Origin of the sequence: Massilia sp. Se16.2.3, from assembly GCF_014171595.1 — a bacterium.
Taxonomy (GTDB): domain Bacteria; phylum Pseudomonadota; class Gammaproteobacteria; order Burkholderiales; family Burkholderiaceae_D; genus Telluria.
The window spans coordinates 3,297,991-3,318,925 of record NZ_CP050451.1; the positions used below are offsets into that span (position 1 = coordinate 3,297,991).

Annotated in this window: 20 protein-coding genes and 4 pseudogenes; 9 read left to right on the top strand and 15 right to left on the bottom strand. The window is 67.6% G+C overall.

Features of this window, described 5'->3' with window-relative positions; all coding sequences use genetic code 11:
* The first annotated feature begins 173 nt into the window (after positions 1 to 173).
* The 8 genes and pseudogenes from G4G31_RS28465 to G4G31_RS15080 all read left to right on the top strand — a co-directional run bounded on the left by G4G31_RS28465 (position 174) and on the right by G4G31_RS15080 (position 5,038).
* Entirely contained in the window at positions 174 to 710 is a 537-nt protein-coding gene (locus G4G31_RS28465) for a ComEC/Rec2 family competence protein (protein ID WP_308622173.1), read from the top strand.
* Positions 689 to 886 (top strand): annotated as a pseudogene (locus G4G31_RS28470) (ComEC/Rec2 family competence protein); the annotation flags it as partial. The gene G4G31_RS28465 and the pseudogene G4G31_RS28470, both read left to right, overlap by 22 nt.
* A gap of 64 nt (positions 887 to 950) precedes the next feature.
* Positions 951 to 1,151: pseudogene (locus G4G31_RS28475) on the top strand (ComEC/Rec2 family competence protein); the annotation flags it as partial.
* A gap of 97 nt (positions 1,152 to 1,248) precedes the next feature.
* Complete coding sequence (locus G4G31_RS28480) at positions 1,249 to 2,334, top strand: ComEC/Rec2 family competence protein (protein ID WP_308621536.1); 1,086 nt, start codon at positions 1,249 to 1,251, stop codon at positions 2,332 to 2,334.
* Between the two features lie 107 nt (positions 2,335 to 2,441).
* The gene (locus G4G31_RS15065) at positions 2,442 to 3,275 is read left to right on the top strand and encodes an alpha/beta fold hydrolase (RefSeq protein WP_182988358.1); all 834 of its coding nucleotides are present in this window, start codon (positions 2,442 to 2,444) and stop codon (positions 3,273 to 3,275) included.
* A gap of 79 nt (positions 3,276 to 3,354) precedes the next feature.
* Positions 3,355 to 3,921 (top strand): dCTP deaminase, encoded by a 567-nt coding sequence (gene dcd, locus G4G31_RS15070; protein ID WP_182988359.1) that lies wholly within the window; start codon positions 3,355 to 3,357, stop codon positions 3,919 to 3,921.
* Between the two features lie 54 nt (positions 3,922 to 3,975).
* Complete coding sequence (locus G4G31_RS15075) at positions 3,976 to 4,635, top strand: cation transporter (RefSeq protein ID WP_182988360.1); 660 nt, start codon at positions 3,976 to 3,978, stop codon at positions 4,633 to 4,635.
* A 130-nt stretch (positions 4,636 to 4,765) separates the two neighbouring features.
* A complete protein-coding gene (locus G4G31_RS15080) occupies positions 4,766 to 5,038 on the top strand; it encodes a hypothetical protein (RefSeq protein ID WP_182988361.1) in 273 nt (90 codons plus the stop codon).
* 75 nt (positions 5,039 to 5,113) lie between these two features.
* Here G4G31_RS15080 and G4G31_RS15085 read toward each other — a convergent pair whose 3' ends face one another.
* Positions 5,114 to 7,369 carry an arginine/lysine/ornithine decarboxylase gene (locus G4G31_RS15085; RefSeq protein ID WP_182988362.1) on the bottom strand — a complete coding sequence of 752 codons (2,256 nt, stop codon included), beginning with the start codon at positions 7,367 to 7,369 and terminating at the stop codon, positions 5,114 to 5,116.
* Positions 7,370 to 7,592: 223 nt separating this feature from the next.
* A complete protein-coding gene (locus G4G31_RS15090) occupies positions 7,593 to 8,078 on the bottom strand; it encodes a dihydrofolate reductase (protein ID WP_182988363.1) in 486 nt (161 codons plus the stop codon).
* Between the two features lie 228 nt (positions 8,079 to 8,306).
* On the opposite strand from G4G31_RS15090, the gene G4G31_RS15095 reads away from it, so the two are divergent.
* Positions 8,307 to 8,963 carry a hypothetical protein gene (locus G4G31_RS15095; protein WP_182988364.1) on the top strand — a complete coding sequence of 219 codons (657 nt, stop codon included), beginning with the start codon at positions 8,307 to 8,309 and terminating at the stop codon, positions 8,961 to 8,963.
* Here the strand turns inward: G4G31_RS15095 and G4G31_RS15100 are convergent.
* The 13 genes and pseudogenes from G4G31_RS15100 to wrbA form a co-directional block, all read right to left on the bottom strand.
* Entirely contained in the window at positions 8,960 to 9,625 is a 666-nt protein-coding gene (locus G4G31_RS15100) for an MOSC domain-containing protein (RefSeq protein WP_229425015.1), read from the bottom strand. The genes G4G31_RS15095 and G4G31_RS15100 overlap by 4 nt on opposite strands.
* Positions 9,626 to 9,639: 14 nt before the next feature.
* Positions 9,640 to 10,143: a DUF695 domain-containing protein gene (locus G4G31_RS15105; RefSeq protein WP_182988365.1), complete on the bottom strand. Its 504-nt coding sequence runs from the start codon at positions 10,141 to 10,143 to the stop codon at positions 9,640 to 9,642.
* Positions 10,140 to 10,934 (bottom strand): thymidylate synthase, encoded by a 795-nt coding sequence (gene thyA / locus G4G31_RS15110; protein ID WP_182988366.1) that lies wholly within the window; start codon positions 10,932 to 10,934, stop codon positions 10,140 to 10,142. The genes G4G31_RS15105 and thyA overlap by 4 nt, the downstream gene beginning before the upstream one ends.
* Before the next feature lie 10 nt (positions 10,935 to 10,944).
* Complete coding sequence (locus G4G31_RS15115; RefSeq protein ID WP_182988367.1) at positions 10,945 to 12,051, bottom strand: low specificity L-threonine aldolase; 1,107 nt, start codon at positions 12,049 to 12,051, stop codon at positions 10,945 to 10,947.
* Between the two features lie 319 nt (positions 12,052 to 12,370).
* The gene (locus G4G31_RS15120) at positions 12,371 to 14,248 is read right to left on the bottom strand and encodes an ABC transporter transmembrane domain-containing protein (RefSeq protein ID WP_182988368.1); all 1,878 of its coding nucleotides are present in this window, start codon (positions 14,246 to 14,248) and stop codon (positions 12,371 to 12,373) included.
* Positions 14,249 to 14,327: 79 nt separating this feature from the next.
* Complete coding sequence (locus tag G4G31_RS15125; protein ID WP_182988369.1) at positions 14,328 to 15,392, bottom strand: lipocalin-like domain-containing protein; 1,065 nt, start codon at positions 15,390 to 15,392, stop codon at positions 14,328 to 14,330.
* Positions 15,392 to 16,603, bottom strand: coding sequence for an ABC transporter permease (locus tag G4G31_RS29175; RefSeq protein ID WP_374011242.1), 1,212 nt, complete (start codon positions 16,601 to 16,603; stop codon positions 15,392 to 15,394). The genes G4G31_RS15125 and G4G31_RS29175 overlap by 1 nt, the downstream gene beginning before the upstream one ends.
* A 241-nt stretch (positions 16,604 to 16,844) precedes the next feature.
* Positions 16,845 to 17,156, bottom strand: a pseudogene (locus tag G4G31_RS29180) (FtsX-like permease family protein); the annotation flags it as partial.
* Between the two features lie 26 nt (positions 17,157 to 17,182).
* Positions 17,183 to 17,941, bottom strand: a complete 759-nt coding sequence (locus G4G31_RS29185) for a hypothetical protein (RefSeq protein WP_374011243.1) — start codon at positions 17,939 to 17,941, stop codon at positions 17,183 to 17,185.
* Positions 17,929 to 18,366: a DUF4124 domain-containing protein gene (locus G4G31_RS15135; protein ID WP_210283910.1), complete on the bottom strand. Its 438-nt coding sequence runs from the start codon at positions 18,364 to 18,366 to the stop codon at positions 17,929 to 17,931. Before G4G31_RS15135 ends, G4G31_RS29185 begins: the two co-directional genes overlap by 13 nt.
* 16 nt (positions 18,367 to 18,382) lie before the next feature.
* Positions 18,383 to 19,791: pseudogene (locus G4G31_RS15140) on the bottom strand (FAD-binding oxidoreductase).
* A gap of 6 nt (positions 19,792 to 19,797) precedes the next feature.
* Positions 19,798 to 20,196: a DUF2069 domain-containing protein gene (locus G4G31_RS15145; RefSeq protein ID WP_182988371.1), complete on the bottom strand. Its 399-nt coding sequence runs from the start codon at positions 20,194 to 20,196 to the stop codon at positions 19,798 to 19,800.
* Positions 20,196 to 20,831: an NAD(P)H:quinone oxidoreductase gene (gene wrbA / locus G4G31_RS15150; protein WP_182988372.1), complete on the bottom strand. Its 636-nt coding sequence runs from the start codon at positions 20,829 to 20,831 to the stop codon at positions 20,196 to 20,198. The genes G4G31_RS15145 and wrbA overlap by 1 nt, the downstream gene beginning before the upstream one ends.
* Positions 20,832 to 20,935: the final 104 nt, after the last annotated feature.

A 20,935-nucleotide genomic window follows, 5' to 3' on the forward strand; every position in this document is an offset into this window, starting at 1 on the left:
CTCGGCTTCGTCGCCGGCGTGGCGGTCCTGCAAACGCGCGCAAACCTGCCCGAGCTTCCGACGATGCTCGGCTGTGCCGCCGCAGCGCTCCTTCTGCTGTTCGCCGCCCGTGGACGCCTGCGCATCGCCGGCGCGGCCTGCGCAGGCGCTGTTCGGCTTTTTGCTGGGCGGCGCTGCTTGCCCACCATGCGCTACGACCCAGCCTCGACCGGGCTGACGAAGGTCGCGACATCGCACTGGTCGGCACGGTCGAAGCGCTGCCCCACGATTTCGGCCAGGGCGTGCGCTTCCATTTCGCCGTCGAGAAGCTGTTGACCACCACCGCCCGGGTGCCGCCGCTGCTGGCCCTGTCCCGGTACCGCGCGGAAGGAAGCGAGGTGGCACTGCGCCCCGGCGAGCGCTGGCGGCTCAACGTACGGCTGCAGCGCCCGCATGGCAACGCCAATCCGCACGGCTTCGACTACGAAGCCTGGCTGCTGGGGCAGGGCGTGCGCGCCACCGGTTACGTACGCGCAGGCGGCAATCGCCGCCTCGACGACTTCGTCGCCACCCCAGGCCATATCGTCGAGCGCTGCCGCGACGCGCTGCGCAGCCGCATCCTCGCCAGCCTGGACGGGGCGCCCTATGCCGGCGTCATCGTCGCCCGGTGGTGGGCGACCAGCGCGGCATCGGCCAGCCCGAATGGGATGTGTTCAACCGCACGGGCGTAAGCCACCTGGTGGCCATCTCGGGCCTGCACATTACGATGATCGCCGGCCTGGCGGCGCTTGGCGCCTCCTTCCTGTGGCGCCGCTCCTTCTTCAGCCGGGCGCAGTTGCCGCTGCTGCTGGCCGCGCCCAAGGTGGCGGCACTAAGCGGTGCGGGCGCGGCGCTGCTGTACGTGGTACTGGCCGGCTTCGGCGTACCGGCGCAGCGCACCCTCTACATGCTGGCCGTCGTCGCCTGGGGCCATGTGGACGGGGCGGCTGGCAAGCGTCTTCACCGTGCTGTGCCTGGCCCTCGGCCTGGTGGTGCTGCTCGACCCCCGGGCCGTGCTGTGGCCGGGCTTCTGGCTGTCCTTCGTGGCGGTGGCATCCATCCTGTATGCCGGTGTCGGCCGGGCCGGACGCGAGCCGCATGGCTGGCGCGGCGCCTTGCGCACGGCGGCGCGCACCCAATATGCGGTGACGCTGGCGCTCGTGCCCTTCACGCTGCTGCTGTTCGCCCGGTATCGCTCGCCAGCCCCTGGCCAACGCCATCGCCATACCCGTGGTGAGCTTCATCGTGACGCCGCTTGCGCTCGCCGGCAGCCTGCTGCCGGCGCCACTCTGCACGCCGGTGCTGGAACTGGCCCACCTGGCGCTGGCCACGCTGGCGCGCGGGCTCGACTGGCTGGCGGCCACGCCGATCGCCGTCTGGAGCGTGCCGATGCCGCCGCCCGCGCTGTTCCTGCTTGCTTGCCCGGGAACGGCCTGGATGCTCGCACCGCGCGGCTGGCCGCATCGCTGGGCGGGCGCGGCGCCCTGGCTGCCCCTGTTCACGCTGCTGCCCACCCATCCCGAGCAGGGAGACCTGCGCGTCACCGCCTTCGACGTCGGCCAGGGCATGGCGCTGCTGGTGGAAACGGCCAACCACCGGCTGCTGTACGACACCGGCCCGCAATATGCGCCGGGCCAGGATGCCGGCAGCCGCGTCCTGCTGCCGTACTTCCGCGCGCGCGGGATCAAAACCCTGGACGGCCTGGTCGTCAGCCACAGCGACCTCGATCACGTCGGCGGCGCGCAAACCCTGATGCGCTCGCTGCAGGTCGGCTGGGTCGCCAGTTCGCTCGGCCTCGGCCATCCGGTGGTGCGCGCCGCCAAACGCCACACGCGCTGCAGCGCCGGCCAGGCCTGGGACTGGGACGGCGTGCACTTCGAGATGCTGCAGCCGGCGCCGGCCAGCTATGCCGACATGGGCATGAAGTCCAACGCACGCAGCTGCACGCTGCGCATTTCCGCGCGCGGCCATGCGATCCTGCTCGCTGCCGACATCGAAGCGGACCAGGAAGCGCAGCTGGTGCTGGCCGATGCCGGCAAGCTGCGCGCCGATGTGCTGCTGGCGCCCCACCACGGCAGCGGCACCTCGTCCACGCCGGCTTTTCTCGCCGCGGTGGCGCCCTCGATCGGCGTCTTCCAGGTCGGTTATCGCAACCGCTATCGCCACCCCAAGCGCGAGGTCTTCGAGCGCTACGGCGCGCTCGGCATCGCGCGCCTGCGCACCGACGAATCGGGCGCGATCGAGTTTGCGTTCGGCAGCACGATCGGGGTGAGCGAATACCGGCGCACGCATATGCGCTACTGGTACGACCGGTAGCGGGCGTACCGCGCGGCCCGCGGCAATAGGGGTTTCCCTCTAAAGAAGGAACGGACGCGGGCATGTGACATTACAATCGGAGTCCCTTGTCGATGCCCGCGCGCCGTATGACCAAGCCACTCCTGCACTTCTGCCACGGTAACAGTTTCCCGTCCGGTACCTATCGCCAGCTGCTCGACGCCCTCGGCGCGCACTACGAGGTGCGCAGTACCGACATGGTGGGGCATGACCCGCGCTTCCCGGTAGGCGACGGCTGGAGCGGCCTGGTCGACGAGTTGATCAGCGAGCTCGAAGGCTACGGGCGGCCCGTGATCCTGGTCGGCCACTCGCTCGGCGGCATGCTCAGCACGATGGCGGCCGAGCGCCGTCCCGAGCTGGCGCGCTGCGTGGTGATGCTCGATTCACCGGTAGTGGCCGGCTGGCGTGCCCTGGCGTGGCGCCTGATCAAATTGCTGGGCAAGGGCTCGCGCTTTTCGCCGGCGCGCTTTTCCGAGCGCCGCCGCAACGTCTGGCCCGACCGCGAGACCGCCTATCGTCACTTCATGTCGAAGGACATCTTCGCCGCCTGGGCGCCGGGCGTGCTCGACGACTACCTCGACGTCGGCCTGAAGCCGCATCCGAACGGCGTCCAGCTGCGCTTCGACCGCGCGGTCGAGACCACCATCTACAACTCGTTGCCGCACCACATGGGCGAGGTGATCCGGCGCGACTTTCCGGTGCCCGTCGGCTTCATCGGGGCGACGAATTCCGAAGAGCTGCGCCAGGCTGGCCTGGCATCGACGAGAAAGCTCGTCGGCGAGAACTTCGTGATGACGGAAGGCGGCCATTTGTACCCAATGGAGGACCCGGCCCGGGCCGCGCAACTGACCCACGCGATGATCCAGCGTTTGCTCGGCAGCACTGTCAATAGCGGCGAAACGCTGACGGAAGGACAAGTTTGACGGCGACCGGCGCCGCCTTTTCGCGTAAAATCGCGGGAATTTGCAGACTCCCTGACAGCATTCCCTGAAAGAACTCAGCATGGCAATCAAAAGCGATAAATGGATCCGCCGCATGGCGCAGGAAACCGGCATGATCGAACCCTTCGCGCCGGGACAGGTCCGCGAGGCCGACGGCCGCCGCATCATTTCCTACGGCACTTCTTCGTACGGCTACGACATCCGCTGCGCCGACGAGTTCAAGGTGTTCACCAACATCAACAGCACGATCGTCGACCCGAAGAACTTCGACGAGAAGTCCTTTGTCGATATCAAGAGCGATGTCTGCATCATTCCGCCGAATTCCTTCGCGCTGGCACGCACCCTCGAATACTTCCGCATTCCGCGCAATGTGCTCACCGTCTGCCTGGGCAAGTCGACCTATGCACGCTGCGGCATCATCGTCAACGTCACGCCCTTCGAGCCCGAGTGGGAAGGCTATGTGACGCTGGAATTTTCGAACACGACGCCGCTGCCGGCCAAGATCTACGCGGGCGAGGGTTGCGCACAGGTGCTCTTCTTCGAATCCGACGAGGTCTGCGAAACGTCCTACAAGGACCGCGGCGGCAAATACCAGGGCCAGCATGGCGTGACGTTGCCGAAGACCTGATACGGTTTTCGGCACCTGCCCCTGTAATTCGTATCATGTTAGGCGAGGCCAGGCATGGCAGATTGTTGCAGCGGCGGCTGTTCCGCCAATAAGCCACCCGTCGATCCCGCCTACCGCCGGGTGCTCTGGATTGCGCTCGTCGTCAACGCCGCCATGTTCGGCGTCGAACTCGCCGGCGGCTGGGCGGCGGGCTCGGTCTCGCTGCTGGCCGACGCGGTCGACTTCTTCGGCGACGCCGCCAACTACGGCATCTCGCTGTTCGTGCTGGGCCTGGCGCCCCTGTGGCGCTCGCGTACCGCGCTGGTGAAAGGCGCGACCATGGGCGCCTATGGCGTCTTCGTGATCGCATCCGCCCTGTGGCACCTGGCCGCCGGCGTCGTGCCGGTGGCGCAGACCATGGGCACGATCGGTTTCGCGGCGCTTGCCGCCAACCTGCTGGTGGCCGCGCTGCTGTTCGCATTCCGCAACGGCGACGCCAACATGCGCTCGGTCTGGCTGTGCACGCGCAACGACGCAATCGGCAATGTCGCCGTGCTGCTGGCCGCCTTCGGGGTCTGGCAGTCCGGCAGCGGCTTGCCCGACCTGTTCGTGGCTGGCGTGATGGGCCTGCTGGGCCTGAGTGCCGCGCGCAGCGTCATCCTGCAGGCGCGCGCCGAAATGAACGCCGCTCCGCCCACCGTCCCGGCGCCCACCATCGAGTTGAAGCGCAGGTGAAACCCCGCGCGGCGCTCCTCCTCTTCGCGCTGCTCGCAGGCGCCCCGATGCTTCGCTGCCGAGCGCGAACGGACGCAGACCGGAGCGCGGCCTGGCACGTCCATCTCGGGTTCGGCGCGCCTGCGGGCCCATGACGAAGACGCGGGCTTATCGCGAGGCGCATGGCGTCGTGTCCGGCGCGGTGAACGAGCTCCGGCTGGGCGGCGTGCTGTTTCGCTTTCCGCCCGACTCCACCCCGGAACCGTACAGCGCCGGCCCCATCGTCCGTGGCGAGGCCGACAGCGTGCACACCCACCTGGACCTGAGCGGGTGGATCGCACCGCGGCCGCGGATCAGGTCCGAGGCGAACGGCATGGCGGCGGGTGGATGCGTTGATCGTGAAATAAGCCGTAGCGCATCCTGAACTGGATGCAACCGATCGGTCAGCACAAAAAAAGAGGAGCCGGCGGCTCCTCTCTTCACATTGGCGCGGCGCCGATCAGTCCTGGCGCACGCAGTCCACGAAGTAATCGCGCCGGCCATTGACTTCGCGCTTGACCAGGCCGTGCACGTCCGTCTCGAAGCCGGGGAAGCGCTCGTTGAAGTCGCGTGCAAAGCGCAGGTAGTCGACGATGGTCTTGTTGAAGCGCTCGCCCGGGATCAGGAGCGGAATGCCCGGCGGGTAAGGCGTCAGCAGGATCGCCGTGGTGCGGCCTTCCAGGTCCTCGATGGCCACGCGCTCGATGGCGCGGCGCGCCATCTTGGCAAAGGCGTCAGACGGCTTCATCGCAGGCACCATGTCCGACAGGTACATCTCGGTCGTCAGGCGCGCCACGTCGTACTGCTTGTAGAAGTCGTGGATCGAGTTGCACAGGTCGCGCAGGCCGCGGTTTTCGTAGCGCGGATTGGCCGCGGCGAACTGCGGCATCACCTGCCACATCTGCTTGTTGCGGTCGTAGTCGTCCTTGAACTGCTGCAGCGCCGTCACCAGCGTATTCCAGCGGCCCTTGGTGATACCGATGGTGAACATGATGAAGAAGGAGTACAGGCCGCACTTCTCGATGATGACGCCGTGTTCGGCCAGGTACTTGGTGACGATCGAGGCCGGGATGCCGGTTTCGCCGAACTTGCCGTCCAGGGACAGGCCCGGCGTGACGATGGTCGACTTGATCGGGTCGAGCATGTTGAAGCCTTCGGCCAGGTTGCCGAAGCCGTGCCAGTCGTCCTCGGCGCGGATCATCCAGTCCTTCTGCTCGCCGATGCCTTCCTCGCCTTCGACGTCCGGGCCCCAGACCTTGAACCACCAGTCTTCGCCGAACTCGAGGTCCACCTTCTTCATGGCGCGGCGGAAGTCCAGCGCTTCCAGGATCGATTCTTCCACCAGGGCGGTGCCGCCCGGCGCTTCCATCATGGCCGCGGCCACGTCGCAGGAGGCGATGATCGAGTATTGCGGCGAGGTCGAGGTATGCATCAGGAAGGCTTCGTTGAAGGCGTCCTGGTCGAGCTGCACCGATTCCGATTCGCGTACCAGCACCTGCGAGGCCTGCGACAGGCCGGCCAGCAGCTTGTGGGTCGACTGGGTCGAGAAGATCATCGACTGCTTGGCGCGCGGGCGGTCGCGGCCGATCGCGTGCATGTTCTTGTAGAAATCGTGGAAGGTGGCGTGCGGCAGCCAGGCTTCGTCGAAGTGCAGGGTGTCGATCTTCCCGTCCAGCATTTCGCGCAGGACTTCCACGTTATAGACGACGCCGTCGTAGGTCGACTGGGTGATCGTCAGGATGCGCGGCTTCTTGTCCTTGGCTTCACGGGCGAAGGGGTTGGCTTCGATCTTGCGCGCGATCGATTCTTCCGTGAATTCCTCGAGCGGGATCGGACCGATGATGCCGAGGTTGTTCCGGGTCGGCATCAGGAACACGGGGATCGCGCCGCACATGATGATCGAGTGCAGGATGGACTTGTGGCAGTTGCGGTCGACGACGACGATATCGCCCGGCGCGACCGTGCTGTGCCAGACCATCTTGTTCGAGGTCGAGGTGCCGTTGGTGACGAAATAGCAGTGGTCGGCGCCGTAGATGCGCGCGGCGTTGCGCTCGGACTTGGCGACCGGACCGGTGTGATCTAACAGCTGGCCGAGTTCCTCGACCGCGTTGCAGACGTCGGCGCGCAGCATGTTCTCGCCGAAGAACTGGTGGAACATCTGGCCGACGGGGCTCTTCAGGAAGGCGACGCCGCCCGAGTGGCCCGGGCAGTGCCAGGAATAGGAGCCATCGTAGGCATAGTTCACCAGCGCGCGGAAGAAGGGTGGCGCCAGCGAATCGAGGTAGGCCTTGGCTTCACGGATGATGTGGCGCGCGACGAATTCCGGCGTGTCCTCGAACATGTGAATGAAGCCGTGCAGCTCCTTGAGGATATCGTTCGGGATATGGCGGCTGGTGCGCGTCTCGCCGTAAATATAGATCGGTATGTTCGAATTCTTGTGGCGGATCTCCTGCACGAAGGCGCGCAGGCGGGTCAGCGCATGGTCGGTCTCTTCGATCGAGCCGCCGCCGAATTCCTCATCGTCGATCGACAGCACGAAGGCCGAAGCGCGCGACTGCTGCTGCGCGAACTGCGACAGGTCGCCATAGCTGGTCAGGCCCAGCACCTCCATGCCTTCCTTTTCCATTGCGGCGGCCAGGGCGCGGATACCGAGGCCCGAGGTGTTCTCGGAACGGAAGTCCTCGTCAATAATGATGATGGGGAAACGAAATTTCATTGACAGCTCCAATGCGAAGCGCCGTGGGGGCCAGCCGCATCCTGTTGGGGAAGGGCTGGCCTCGCACGGCACCGAAAAATAAGAAGCGGATTTTCGCAGAAATTCCGCTGCCCGGTGAACATTTTTTTATTAGGGTAACGAGTTGGGCACGGGAGCGGCGCGCCGTAGGGTAGGCGGCAGGGCCCGGGCGGCAGAGCGACCCGCGGCAGGCGCGCCGTCCACCCTACGGTTTGCGCAGGTAGGTCACGTAGGCGTAATCGAAGCCATTCGTCTCCGAACGATGCTGCTCGCGCGCCAATTCCGTCCACACGGCCGGGTCGATCGCCGGGAAGAAGGTATCGCAGGCGAAGGTGTGCGCGATCTCGGTAACGATCATGCGGTCGGCCAGGCTTATTGCCGCCTCGAAGATCTGCGCGCCGCCGATGATGCTGGCCGGCTCTTCGCCCACGAGCCCGATCGCCGCTTCCAGCGAGCTCACGGCATCCACACCATCATGGCGCCAGTCGCCGTTGCGGGTGACGACGATATTGCGCCGTCCCGGCAAGGGCCGCCCGATCGACTCGAAGGTCTTGCGGCCCATGATGATCGGCTGGCCCATCGTCACGCGTTTGAAGTGCGCCAGGTCTTCCGGCAGGTGCCAGGGAAGCTGGTTGTCGATGCCGATGCCGCGTTGCGCGTCGATGGCGACCACGAGCGTCAGCCGGGTCATGGCGTCACCACGCGCAAGAGAAGGGTAGAGCAGGGAAGAGCGCGCATGTCGTGGTCCTTGTCACTTGGATAATCGTAAGCCGCGATGGTGTCGCCAGTGAATCTTCCTGTCAAGCCTGCGGGATGAGCAGCCTTCGCTCCTGTGTTATCTCAGCACGCCCGATGGGGCTCCGTGGAAAGCTTACTGCCGGGCTGGCGGCGGTGCCGGCTGGCGCAAAACGGAGGCATGATGGAATCGACGGAAAAGGCGCTGAGCTTTACGAGTGTGCATGAAGAGCACGCGCTATTGCTCGCGGCGGGTGGTCAGCTGCTCTTCGCTGTTCTGGTGGACTGGGAATGGATATCGCTCGAGTCAGCGTTCGCTCCGGTGCTGCCGGCGATTTTTGCGACGCTGATCGTGCGCGAGCTGGTGAAGACCTTGCAGCGGGTGCAGTTCAATGGCAGCACGGTGCGGGTACTCGACGTGACGAGCTGGTATCGCTGGCGCGGTTTCGATCTGGCCGAGGTACAAAGGATCGAGTATTGCCAGGCTCCGTCGGATAAGGGCGGCGCCTACCTGAAGCTGTGCTTGAAGCCGAGCAGCCACCGCCGCTGGGATACGGTCCGTCTTGTCCGCGTCGGCTTGAGCGGCGATGGCCGGCTGCTCGCCGCCCTCAGGGCGCGCCTCCAGGCGCTGCGGCCGGATCTGGAGGTGCACAAGCTGCCGTCGCACTATCGCGACGGGCCCGGGCCGGCGAGTAAACCTGCGAAAGCGGCGAGGAAATCCGCCAGGCGTCGCAAGCCTCCGAAAGCGGGCCGGGCGACGAGGCCCGAGGCTGCTGCAACGACCTGCAACGAGGCGGAGATTGAGTCCTTCTTTGACAGCAGATCGGATGATGACGATTAGGCCTGGTCGAATAATCCACGGCCATCCCATCTTTCCATGACGCTGGCTGACTGCGCGGTGACTGCCTTGCCCGCATACGCTGGCCCCAGTTTCTCCAGCAGCCGCGGGAACGCGCGGCAGTAGCTGGACTGGATACCGGCCAGGCGCGCCAGCTGCGCATACCCGACGACGGCATCGGGCGGCACCGCGCCCAGCACGCGCCGCACCCGCTCACGCCAGTCGTCCGGCCACGTTGGCTGCAGTATGCCGAGGTCCTGTACGGCGTCGCCGCGGCGCAGGAGTCCACCCGACAGTACGCGCGCCAGCACACCACGCCGGGCCCCGATCCTGCGCGCAAGGCCCGGCTGCATGAGGTCGAGCTGGCCGCAGGCTTCGCACTGGAACATCAGGCGCAGGCGCACGTCCGCGCCGACCTGCAGCACGGTGCCGGACGCGAGCGACGCGATGTCGACCAGCAGGTTTTCGCGCAGCGCGTGCGGCGGCAGGGCATAGTCTGCGTAGACGGCGGCATCGGCCAGCAGCAGCTGGCGCGGAGAGTGGACATCCGCGTGGACGTCGCCCTCCAGCCCGAACCCGGCGATCGCATGTGCGCTGTCAGCCTGCTGGGGCGCGCGCTTGCGCGTCGGCCGCAGCGAAATCGCCTGGAGGGTGCCGATGCGCATCCGGACAGGCGGAATCAGGACGCCAGGCCGTCGATGGCGGGAAAGACCTGGAATACATGGCCGGCCTTCTCCCAGGCCGCGTCGCCTTCCATGCGGAAGCTCCACTCGCGCTCCCAGGCGCGGCTGTCGATCAGCGACTGCAGCGCGGCGTGGGCCAGCTCCGGATCGTGCACATAGTAGATCAGTTCACGCTGGCCATTCCAGGTGCTGCGTGCCAGGAACAGCACGTTGGGCGCGTCGTTGTTGGTGCGCGCCGCATGCAGGGCCGCATCGATCTCGTCGCCAATCTCGAACAGCAGCGCGCTGTCGGCCGGACTGGGCATGCCACTGTCGATCAGGTCGACAGCATCCAGCGTCACCACAAGGTGCCAGCAGAATACCTCGGTATGGGGGAAGGCGAGCAGCGCCTTGTTGATCACGATGATCTCCGGCAGGCCACTCCTGGTTGCGTGCACCAGGACCTCCCGCGGCTCGGGGATATCGATCGTGATATCGGCGCCGGCTTCTGGCGCGGTCATACCGCCACCGGCGCCTTGATCCCTGCATGCGACACGTAGTCGACGACCTCGAAATCCTCGAAACGGTAGTCGAACAGCGAATCGGGCTTGCGCCGGATAGCGAGTTTCGGCAGCGGGTGCGGTTCGCGCGACAGCTGCAGCTCCGCCTGTTCGAGATGGTTCGAATACAGGTGGCAGTCGCCCCCGGTCCAGACGAAGTCGCCCACCTCCAGGCCTGCCTGCTGCGCCATCATGTGGGTCAGCAGCGCATACGACGCGATGTTGAAGGGCACGCCGAGGAAGATGTCGGCGCTGCGCTGGTAGAGCTGGCAGGACAGCTTGCCGTCGGCCACATAGAACTGGAAGAAGGCGTGGCAGGGCGGCAGCTTCATCTGCGGGATGTCGGCCACGTTCCAGCTTGACACAATCATGCGGCGCGAGTCCGGGGTGCCGCGGATCTGTTCGAGCACCTGGCTGATCTGGTCGATGTGGCCACCGTCCGGGGTCGGCCAGTTGCGCCACTGGTAGCCGTAGATCGGGCCGAGGTCGCCGTTGGCGTCGGCCCATTCGTCCCAGATCGAAACGCCGTTTTCCTTCAGGTAGGCGATGTTGGTCGAGCCTTGCAGGAACCAGATCAGTTCATGGATGATGGACTTCAGGTGCACCTTCTTGGTGGTCACCAGCGGAAAGCCCTGCTGCAGGTCGAAGCGCATCTGGTGCCCGAACACGGACAGCGTGCCGGTGCCGGTGCGGTCGGTCTTGAGTGTGCCGTGCTCTTTCACATGGCGCATGAAGTCGAGGTATTGGCGCATCGCGAGCCCTTCAGGATAAACGCGCCATTGTAGCCGATGTCAGGGCACCGGCGAATGTCGCGAGGGCCTCGACCAGCCGCGCCTCGGGCATGTCCAGCAGGTTGTCGCCGACGTACAGCTCGAAGTAACTCGTGTCCGGCAGCACGCCGTGACTGACGCGGTTGAACATCCAGATGCCGTGGCGTTCGGCGAGTTCCGCACGGATCGCCAGCGCGCGCTCGCGCGAGACAGGCAGGTGCAGGTGGAGCATGTTGGCGGCAGGCAGAGCCGGGTTGACGCGGATGACCGGATGCGCGCGCAGCGCCTCGTACAGGAACTGGGTGCGGCGGAAGTAGTCGGGCATTGCCGCCAGGCGCGCGTCGAACTGCATCGCGGCGGCAACGACGTAGGGCGAGCGGTGGATCACGTTGCCACCCTGGCGCCGGAACCACTCGGCCGATCGATCGACGAACTCGCGGCTGCCGGCGAGCATGGCGCCACCCAAGCCGCCAATGCCCTTGTAGAGCGACACATACACCGAGTCGAAACCGGCGGCGATCTCCTGCACGCTCTTGCCATAGCCGGCGGCTGCTTCCCAGAGGCGCGCACCGTCCATGTGCAGGTGGGCGCCGCGTGCCCTGACATGGGCCTTGATCGCTTCCAGTTCAATCCAGGGCGTCACCTGGCCGCCGATTTCCCGCATCGGAATCTCGATGCCCACGGCCCCCAGCCGGTCCGGCACGGCTGCGAGGTCGGCGACCATCCATGGCCGCGTGCGCTCGCCCACCTGCAGCGCGTCGAAGTGGCCGAGCAGCTGGTAGTTGGAACGTTCGTGGACGAAGATGTGCGAGGTCGGATGCAGCGCCGCCGGGGCGTTTGCGCGGTCCTGGCAGGCCAGGCGCAGGGCCGTCACCTGCGCCATGGTGCCGCTGACGCAGAACACGGCCGCCTCCATGCCGAGCAGCGCGGCGACCTTGTCCTCGAAGGACTCGATCAGCGCGCCGCTGCCGTAGACGTCGTGCTCGACGCCGTGGCGTTCGCACCAGTCGGCCATGGCGGCGAAGGTCTCGGCGGGGGTGCGGGCGCGATGGCCGGGGAAGACGGTGTGGCAGCGGCGGATCAGTTCAGCATCAAGCAAGATGGGCTCCTCGTGAGGGCTGCAACTCTACACCGAACGCATCGTCTTTGGAATGGTGTGGCATGTGGCATTCGTATGGCCCGGCACGGTTGCATCCGAACGGCCCGCGGCGTGGCGTAGGGTGGGCACCCGTGCCCACGCGGTATCACCGGCCGATCTGCCAATGCCATCGTTGCGGGCCTTGCACCAGGCATGCGCACGACCGCGTGGGCACGAGTGCCGCCGCGGGTTGTGCGAGCAAGGCGGGCGCCGGCCCGGATGTGCGAGGCGCAGCACGCGTGGAGTCAGGACTCCACCCTTCGGTGCGCGATCGATTCTCCTAGTGCTCCACGTGCACGTTATGGAACTGCAGCGCCGCCAGGTTGGCATAGATGCCGCCCTGCGCCACCAGCGATGCATGCGTACCCGTCTCGACCACGCGGCCGTCTTCCATGACGACGATGCGGTCGGCGCGCTGCACGGTCGCCAGGCGGTGCGCGATGATGACGGTGGTGCGCCCCAGCATGGCCGCTTCCAGCGCGCCCTGCACCAGGCGTTCGGACTCGGCATCGAGCGCGCTGGTCGCTTCGTCCAGCAGCAGCAGCGGCGGGTTCTTCAGCAGCGCCCGCGCGATCGCGATGCGCTGGCGCTGGCCGCCCGACAGGCGCACGCCGCGCTCGCCCAGGAAGGAGCGGTAGCCCAGGGGCAGGCGTTCGATGAATTCGTGGGCGGCGGCCATGCGTGCCGCCGCAATCACTTCCTCGTCGCTCGCTTCCGGCCGGCCGTAGCGGATGTTTTCCATCGCGTCGTTTGAAAAGATCACCGTGTCCTGGGGGACGATGCCGATCGCGCCGCGCAGCGTGTGCAGGTCGAGGTCGCGCACGTCGACGCCATCGAGCAGGATGGCGCCCGCCTGCGGGTCGTAGTAGCGCAGCAGCAGCTGGAACAGGGTCGTCTTGCCGGCGCCGGACGGGCCGACGACGGCCACGGTCTCGCCTGGGCTGATATCGAGCGACACGTGCGACAGCGCGGCCGTGTCCTGGCGCGAGGGGTAAGCGAAGGTGACGTCGTTCAGCGCGAGTGCCGCGCCGTTCGACGAACGTGCCGGCAGCGGGCGCGGGTGCGCAGGGTTGCGAATGTCGGAGCGTGCGGCCAGCAGTTCCAGCAGGCGCTCGGTGGCGCCGGCGGCGCGTTGCGCTTCGCCCAGCACCTCGGAGAGGGCGCCGATCGAACAAACCACGATCGAGGCATACAGGATGAACTGGCCCAGGTCGCCGGTGGTCATGCTGCCGCGCAGGACCGCGTGCGCGCCCAGCCACAGCACGAAGACGATGCTGCCGAAGACCAGCACGATGGCGATCATGGTCAGCAGCGAGCGCGCGCGGATGCGCTGCATGGCGGCGCTGAACGCGCCTTCGACGGAATGGCCGAAGCGTTGCGCCTCGATGCCCTCGTGGGTATAGGCCTGCACGGTCGGCATGGCGTTCAGGATTTCGCCGGCGAGCGCCGAGGCGTCGGCGATGCGGTCCTGCGAATCGCGCGAGAGTTTGCGTACGCGGCGGCCGAACAGCACGATCGGCACGATCACGCCGACCAGGAGGCCCAGGATGATGGCGGTCAGCTTGGCGCTGGTCACGAACAGCATCGCCAGGCCGCCGACGAACAGCAGCGTATTGCGCAGGGCCAGCGAGATGCTGGTGCCGACCACGGTCTGGATCAGCGTCGTGTCGGTGGTCAGGCGCGAGAGCACTTCGCCCGTTTGCGTGGTCTCGAAAAAGGCGGGGCTCTGGTGCACCACGTGGCGGTAGACGGCGCTGCGGATGTCGGCGGTGACGCGCTCGCCCAGCCACGACACCATGTAGAAGCGCGCGGCCGTGGCCACGCCCAGCACCGCGGCCACGGCGAACAGGCCCGGGAAGGCGGCGTCGATATGGTGGATGCCGCTACCGGTGGCGGCCCCGCCGAAGCCGAGGTCGATCATGCGCTTGAAGGCGGCCGGAATGGCGAGGGTGGCGCCGGCCGCGAACAGCAGGGCGATCCCGGCCAGGATGAATTGGCGGCGGTAGGGAAGCAGGAAGGGCAGGAGCCCCTTGAAGGCAGCCAGGCTGCCCTTTTCCGGGCCGGCCTTGGCGGGAGCCTTGCTGCCGCCGGCGGCATGTGCCGCTGTGCTGGCAGCCGGGCTTGCTGGAATGGTGGTGCTGTCGGAACGCTTGTTCATCGTGTCGCTGGTTGTCGCGCGCTTGTCGTGTTGCAGTGATATTCGCGTCGCTTGCTTGTTAGTGTTTCAGTCGCTCGGTTCAAAGTTTCATCGGCCGCACATAGCCCGTCATCTCGAGGTAGCCGCGGCCGGCCGGTACGCCCTCGCGCCGCACCGCCACGGCGCCTTCCCAGTAGACGGCGCCGGTCGAGCGGCGCGAGTCGAGTTCCTGGTCCGGCTGCAGCGGGTCGATCTGCCAGCGCGTGCCGCCGAGGGTAATCGTCGTCGCCACCGGATACTCGGCATTGGTGCGCGGGGAGCGCCAGAGTGTGCGTGGCGCGAAGCGCACCGCCTCCGGCGCGTAGCGCGTCACCTTGCCGCCCTTCGTGCGCAGCATGCCCCGGGCCCATAGTTTAGCACCGTCCCCGGCGCGGACCTGGAAAGCCATCAGCGCCGAGCCGTCGTCCAGGTTCGCCCCGATCCAGTCCCAGCCGCTGGCTTCGGGCTGCAGCGCTTCGCTCGACCATTCGTGGTCGAACCAGGCGCTGCCCGTCACGTCCTGTACCTTGCCCGCGCGCCCGGCCTTGCCGCTGACACGCAGCTGCGGCAGGCTGTAATAGTAACTGGCATGCTGCGCGGCCGGCCCCTTGCGCGAGTAGCCGCCTTCGCCCTGTGCCAGCGGCGGCTGGGTCGGCGCCAGCGTGAGTTCCAGCGTCAGTTCCGCCGAGCCCACGCTGACGCGGTAGTTGCCGTCGGCGCCGCGCAGCATGCGCCAGTCGTCCAGCTTCACATCGAGGTCGCCCGGTTTGGCCCAGGCGAGGTTGAAGCCGGCGCGGGCGCTGCGCTGGTCGTGCACGAGGTGCCCCAGCGCGGGGTCGGAAATGGCCGCGTGGCCGATCACCAGCTGGTGCGGCGCAAACGCACTCGGATTGGCCGGGTCGTGTTCGGTGCGGCTGCGGAAGAAGGTCACCTGGAAGCCGAGTGGCTTGCCGCTGGCGGTGGTGAGCCAGCCGGTGACGTACCACCACTCGGTACGAAAGTCCGGATGGGCGCCGAAGTCGCGCGGATAGGCCAGCGCGACACCCGGCTTGACCGGAGCGAAGACCGGCGGCGCGGCCAGGCAGGCTTGCGCCAGCAGGAGCAGCAAAACGAGAACGAAGCGCATCACCAATCCTCCCTGACGGCGCGCACCGGCCCGCCGGACAATGCATAGCGCCCGGAGACGAGCGCAGTCGCCACCGAGGCCCCGACCAATATCGCCGCCACGGTGCCGAGCAGGCCCCGGGGCAGGTGCAGGCTCATGGTCCAGTGGAAGGACTGCGGGTTGACGACGAAGACGAGGATCAGGCTGATGACCAGGCCCAGCGCGAAGCCGCAGGCCACGCCCAGGCTGGTGAGCAGGCCGCCCTCGCAGGCAAGGATGCCCAGCACCTGGCCGCGGGTGACGCCCACGTGGCGCAGCATGCCGAATTCGCGTGCGCGGGCCAGCGTTTGCGCCGAGAAGGTCGCGGCCACGCCCGACAGGCCGATGACGATGGCGATCGCTTCCAGCAGGTAAGTGACGGCAAAGCTGCGGTCGAAGATCTGCAGGCTGGCGGCGCGGATTTCGCCGGGGCGCGCCAGCTGCAGCGCCGGGCCGAACGGCAGGCGGCGCAGCTCGCGCTCGATGCGCGCCAGCGCCGCGTCATTCTCCGCATGGATGGCGGCGTCCGTGACTTCCCGGGCGCCGGTGACGGCGCGGTAGTCCGACAGGCGCACCACGATCGATCCGGTCTGGTTGGCGTAGTCGCGCCAGACGCCGGCGACAAGGAAGGGCGTGGGCTTCCCGCCCAGCGGCACCGTCAGCGGCTGGCCGACGCGCACGCCATACAGGTCGAGCATCGCCTCCGAGACCCAGGCCGGGCGCGCCCCAGGCGGCACCGGCTGCGATTCGCCGACCAGGTAGAGCAGCTTGCCGGGGTCCGTCGCATCGATGTCGCGAGCGATCAGGACCACGTCGGGCCGGTCCGCCGCCAGCGAGACCGGCCGCGTGCGCAGGAACTGCACCGCGCCGCCCCCGGCCACGCGCCGGATCGCTTCCTGTTCGGCGCTGCCGAGGAAACCGGAGCTGCCCGCGGCGGCCGTGCGCACATACAGGTCGGCCGGCAGGATGTGGCGGATCCAATCGTCCACCGACACGCGGAAGCTGGCGACCATGATCCCCATCGCGACCATCAGGCTGAAGCTGGCCAGCACGCCGCCGAGCGCGATCGAGGCCTGGCCAGGAGCATTCGCCAGGCGCGCCAGCGTCAGGGCCAGCACCGGCGAGATGCGCCGGCCCGGTCGCAGGAACAGGCGCTCGAGCAGGCGGAAGCTGCTGCCGGCCAGGCGCGGCATGAGGCCGATGCCACCGATCAGGAGCAGGCCGATGGCGAAGTAGCCAAAGGGGCAGCTCGAATACCGGCGGCGCGAAGGCGCAGGCGGCAGCGGCCAGCAGGCACACCACCGAGGGCCAGGCCCGCGCCAGGCGCGCCAGCGCCACCTCGTCGTTGCCCGACTTGAGGGCGACGGCGGGGCGGGCGCGGGCAGCCTCCAGGGCCGGCACCAGGCAGCCCAGCAGCGCGACACCCAGTCCCAGGCCGAAGAACACGCAGGCGGCCAGCGGCGTGAACACCACCTGCGGCTTGATGCCCGGGAAGTAGCCGGCCCCGAGGTCGCCGCCGAAAAAGCGCAGGGCCAGCGCCGCCAGCGCATAGCCGCCCGCGACGCCGAGGAGTGCGCCGATGATGCCCAGGCTGGCGCCTTCCAGCAGCACCTGGCGCAGCAGGCCGCCGCGTTCGACGCCGAGCACGCGCAGGAGCGCGAACTGGCTGCGGCGGCGCATCACCGACAGCGCCTGGGTCGAAAACACGAGGAAGGCGCCGGTGAACAGGGCCACCAGGGCCAGCACGGTGAGGTTGACGCGGTAGGCGCGGCTCAGGTTGTTGTTGCGGCTTTGCTGTTCGCTGTCGTTCGGCTGGCCGACGCGGAAGCGCCCGGGAAAATCCCGCCCAGGTCGGCGGCCAGGCGGGCCTGGAACTGCCCGCGGTTCACGCCCGGTCGTAGTTTGAGGTCCACGCGCGAGAGCTTGCCCAGCTGGCCGAAGCGCCATTGGAGGGCGCCGATGTCCATCACGCCGAAACGCTGCCCTGGCCGGGCGCGCTGCACGGGGCCGGCCACGCGCAGGGCGAAGTCGCGGGTGCCGGCACGCAGCACCAGCTCGCCCCCGGAGCGGGTGCCGAGCCAGGCCTGGGCGGCCGGCGACAGGAAGACGCTGCGGTCGTCCAGCAAATCGCCGGCGCGCCCGTCGCTCGGTACGCCCAGCAGGTCCGGCGCAATGTAGGGTGCGCGCAGGGCGTCGATGCCGACCAGGCGCAGCGCACCCCGGGCTTTCGGCACCGCCGCCTGCAGTTCGAGCACGGGCGAGGCGATCGCCACGCCCTCGTATCGGGCCAGGCGCGGATAGACGGTTTCGTCGAACAGGGCTTCGCGTCCATGCACCTGGACGTCGGCCTGGCCCGACAGGCTCTTGATCGCGCTGGAGAATTCGTTGAAGGCGGCGGCATTGATCAGGTGGATGGCAAAGCCCATCGCCACGCCGACGGCGATGGCGACCACGGCCAGCAGCGCGCGCACCGGATGCGCACGCCACTCGCCGAGCAGCAGCCAGCGTGAGAGCGGATTCAGCCCGGACATTCCACCGCCAGTGCTTCGGCCTGCCGCCGTGCTTTCAGGCTGAGGACCTGGCCGGCCTGGCCGCCCGTCCGGGCCTGGTCTTCGCGGGCCCAGCGCTGCTTCAGGCGCAGGTGTTCGCACTTCTTGCGCGCCGCCGCATCGGCACGCTGCATCTTCAGGCGCTCGCGCATCTCCTTCTCGAGGCGCACCAGCCGCACCTGTTCCTGCTTGTCGACCTCTTCCAGTACGGCCTTCTGGCGTGCAAGGCGTGCCGCCGCCGCGGCCGGGTCGCCGGGCGTTGGCGACGGCACGACTGCCGTCGTGCCGGCGGCGCAGGGCCGTTCGCCGTAGCTGACCTTGCCGTCAGAGGTGCACTTGTACACCGTCTGCGCCGCCGCGCCGCTACCGAACGCGCACAAAACCAATACCGTCATGAAATTCTTCATCAATGTTCTCCCGGGTTCAAAGGATTTTGCCGGGGTTCATGATGCCGAGCGGGTCGAGCGCGGCTTTGATGGCACGCATCATCTCCAGTTCGACCGGGTCCTTGTAGCGCTTCAGGTCTTCGCGCTTGAGCGCGCCGATCCCGTGCTCGGCCGAAATCGAGCCGCCGAAGGCAACCACGCTGTCGTGGACGATGCGGTTGATATCTGACTGATGGGCAAGAAAAGCGTCGTGCGCCACGCCCTCGCCCGGGGCGACGTTGTAATGCAGGTTGCCGTCGCCGAGGTGGCCGAAGCAGACCACCTGGCAACCGGGAAAGGCGTCCGCGAGTTTTGCATCGGTGGTCGCGATGAATTCGGCGATGCGCGAGATCGGCAGCGACACGTCGTGCTTGATGTTCTTGCCGGCACTGGCCTGGGCCAGCGGAATGTGTTCGCGCAGCTGCCAGAGGCCGCCCGACTGCGCCATCGAGGTGGCCACCACCGCGTCGCCGGCAATCGCGGTCTCGAGCGCCGCTTCGATCGCGTTTTCCAGCATTCCGACCGCATGGCTTTCCGATTCGCTGCTCGACACTTCCAGCAGGGCGTATTGCGGATGGCGCCCGTCGAAGGGGCGCGGCAGGTGGGGAAAGTGGGTGGCGACCAGGTGCAGGCAGAAGTCCGACATCAGTTCGAAACCCGTCAGGCTGGAAGCGCAGCGCTCCTGCATCAGCGACAGCAGGGCCAGCGCATCCTCGGCCGATTCCAGTGCCACCAGGGCGACGGTCGAGGCCTTCGGTTGCGGATGCAGCTTCAGGACGGCGCCGGTGATGATGCCGAGCGTGCCTTCGGCGCCGATGAAGAGTTCGCGCAGCGCGTAGCCGGTATTGTCCTTGCGCAGGCCGCGCAGGCCGTCCCAGACCTCGCCTTTCGGCGTGACGACTTCCAGGCCCAGGCAGAGTTCGCGCGTATTGCCGTAGCGGAGCACCGCGGTGCCGCCGGCATTCGTCGACAGATTGCCGCCGATGGTGCAGCTGCCTTCGGCCGCCAGCGACAGCGGGAACAGCATGCCGGCGGCGGCCGCGGCGTCTGGATGCTTTGCAGGATGGCGCCGGCTTCGACGGTGATGGTGCGGTTGGTGGCGTCCACGGCCCGCACCCGGTTCAAGCGCCGCAGCGACAGCACCACGGCCGCGCCGCTGGCATCTGGCACGCTGCCCAGCACCAGGCCGGTGCGCCCGCCCCGGGGCACGATGGGCACGCGATGTTCCGCGCAGGCGCGCACCAGTTGCGCGACCTCGGCGGTGTTCGATGGCAGCAGGACGGCCCGCGCGCGGCCGGTGAAGCGGCCGCGCCAGTCGGTGAGGTGGGGCGCCATCGCCGCCTCGTCGGCCAGCACCCAGGACGCGCCGACGATGTCGCGGCAGCGCTTGAGCAATTCATCCGTCATGCGTCCTCAGTCATGCGGTACTTTCACCTTGTCGAGCAACTCCTTGGCCAGCTTTTGCGCCGCCTTCTTGTAGGGGCGCAGGTAGAGCAGGGCGCAGGCGAAATAGATGCAGACCAGCGCCACCTCGCCCATCGCCATCATGCGCGAGAGCTCGGTCCTGTCGCTCCAGGCGCGGACGGCGCCTTCCGCGAAATACAGGAGGATGACCATCGACGACCATTGCAGCGTGTAGAGGTCGCGCTTGAAGACACCGCGCAGGGGAACGAGCAGCGGCAAGGCCTTCAGTGCCAGCAGCGAGCCGCCCGGATGCAGCGGGGCGACCCACATTTCCCAGGCCACCAGCCAGCCGATCAGCCAGAGCAGGCTGGCAATGGCACCACCAAGGAAGATCTTCGGGGTTTGCATCAGCGTGGTCCGTGGGGTTGTGGTTGCGATGCGCCTTGCAGGCGCGCGGCGGCGTCGGCCAGGCGGCGTCCAAGCGCGATCGCCAGGCGCTTCTCGTCTTCCGTGACCGGCTTGTCGCCATCGATGCCGGCCCAGTGGGTGGCGCCGTAGGGACTGCCGCCGCTGGAAGTATTCATCAGTTCCGGATGGGTGTAGGGCAGGCCCATCACCATCATGCCGTGGTGTAGCAGCGGAATCATCATCGACAGCAGGGTGGCTTCCTGGCCGCCGTGCAGGCTGCCCGTGGAGGCGAACACGACCGCCGGTTTGCCCGACAGGGTGCCGGCCAGCCATTCGGCCGCGGTACCGTCGAGGAAGTATTTCATGGCCGCCGCCATGTTGCCGAAGCGCGTGGGCGAACCCAGGGCCAGTCCGGCGCATTCGGCCAGGTCGGACAGTTCGACACAGGGGGCGCCGCCGTCGGGAATGCTCGGGGCGGTCGCCTCGGTCACGGTCGAGACCGCGGGCACGGTGCGCAGGCGCGCTTCCGCGCCGGGCACGCTTTCGATGCCCTGCGCGACCAGTTCGGCCAGCTTGCGGGTAGCGCCGTGGCGCGAGTAGTACAACACGAGGATGGTCAGGGTAGTCGGGTTCATCGTTGATATTATAGAATGCTTTGCTTGATGAATCAGGGTGCGCGCCTTGGGTCCAGCGTCGGGGCACGATCAGGCCATCGACGGATCGAACGCGCGGCACTCGC

What these genes read in the sequence shown, in the direction of transcription:
- G4G31_RS15065 (WP_182988358.1), top strand. Translation starts at nt 2,442, where the DNA reads ATGACCAAGCCACTCCTGCACTTCTGCCACGGTAACAGTTTCCCGTCC.
- dcd (WP_182988359.1), top strand. Translation starts at nt 3,355, where the DNA reads ATGGCAATCAAAAGCGATAAATGGATCCGCCGCATGGCGCAGGAAACC.
- G4G31_RS15075 (WP_182988360.1), top strand. Translation starts at nt 3,976, where the DNA reads ATGGCAGATTGTTGCAGCGGCGGCTGTTCCGCCAATAAGCCACCCGTC.
- G4G31_RS15080 (WP_182988361.1), top strand. Translation starts at nt 4,766, where the DNA reads ATGACGAAGACGCGGGCTTATCGCGAGGCGCATGGCGTCGTGTCCGGC.
- G4G31_RS15085 (WP_182988362.1), bottom strand. Translation starts at nt 7,369, where the DNA reads ATGAAATTTCGTTTCCCCATCATCATTATTGACGAGGACTTCCGTTCC.
- G4G31_RS15090 (WP_182988363.1), bottom strand. Translation starts at nt 8,078, where the DNA reads ATGACCCGGCTGACGCTCGTGGTCGCCATCGACGCGCAACGCGGCATC.
- G4G31_RS15095 (WP_182988364.1), top strand. Translation starts at nt 8,307, where the DNA reads ATGGAATCGACGGAAAAGGCGCTGAGCTTTACGAGTGTGCATGAAGAG.
- G4G31_RS15100 (WP_229425015.1), bottom strand. Translation starts at nt 9,625, where the DNA reads ATGCGCATCGGCACCCTCCAGGCGATTTCGCTGCGGCCGACGCGCAAG.
- G4G31_RS15105 (WP_182988365.1), bottom strand. Translation starts at nt 10,143, where the DNA reads ATGACCGCGCCAGAAGCCGGCGCCGATATCACGATCGATATCCCCGAG.
- thyA (WP_182988366.1), bottom strand. Translation starts at nt 10,934, where the DNA reads ATGCGCCAATACCTCGACTTCATGCGCCATGTGAAAGAGCACGGCACA.
- G4G31_RS15120 (WP_182988368.1), bottom strand. Translation starts at nt 14,248, where the DNA reads ATGAACAAGCGTTCCGACAGCACCACCATTCCAGCAAGCCCGGCTGCC.
- G4G31_RS15125 (WP_182988369.1), bottom strand. Translation starts at nt 15,392, where the DNA reads ATGCGCTTCGTTCTCGTTTTGCTGCTCCTGCTGGCGCAAGCCTGCCTG.
- G4G31_RS29175 (WP_374011242.1), bottom strand. Translation starts at nt 16,603, where the DNA reads ATGCCGCGCCTGGCCGGCAGCAGCTTCCGCCTGCTCGAGCGCCTGTTC.
- G4G31_RS29185 (WP_374011243.1), bottom strand. Translation starts at nt 17,941, where the DNA reads ATGTCCGGGCTGAATCCGCTCTCACGCTGGCTGCTGCTCGGCGAGTGG.
- G4G31_RS15135 (WP_210283910.1), bottom strand. Translation starts at nt 18,366, where the DNA reads ATGAAGAATTTCATGACGGTATTGGTTTTGTGCGCGTTCGGTAGCGGC.
- G4G31_RS15145 (WP_182988371.1), bottom strand. Translation starts at nt 20,196, where the DNA reads ATGCAAACCCCGAAGATCTTCCTTGGTGGTGCCATTGCCAGCCTGCTC.
- wrbA (WP_182988372.1), bottom strand. Translation starts at nt 20,831, where the DNA reads ATGAACCCGACTACCCTGACCATCCTCGTGTTGTACTACTCGCGCCAC.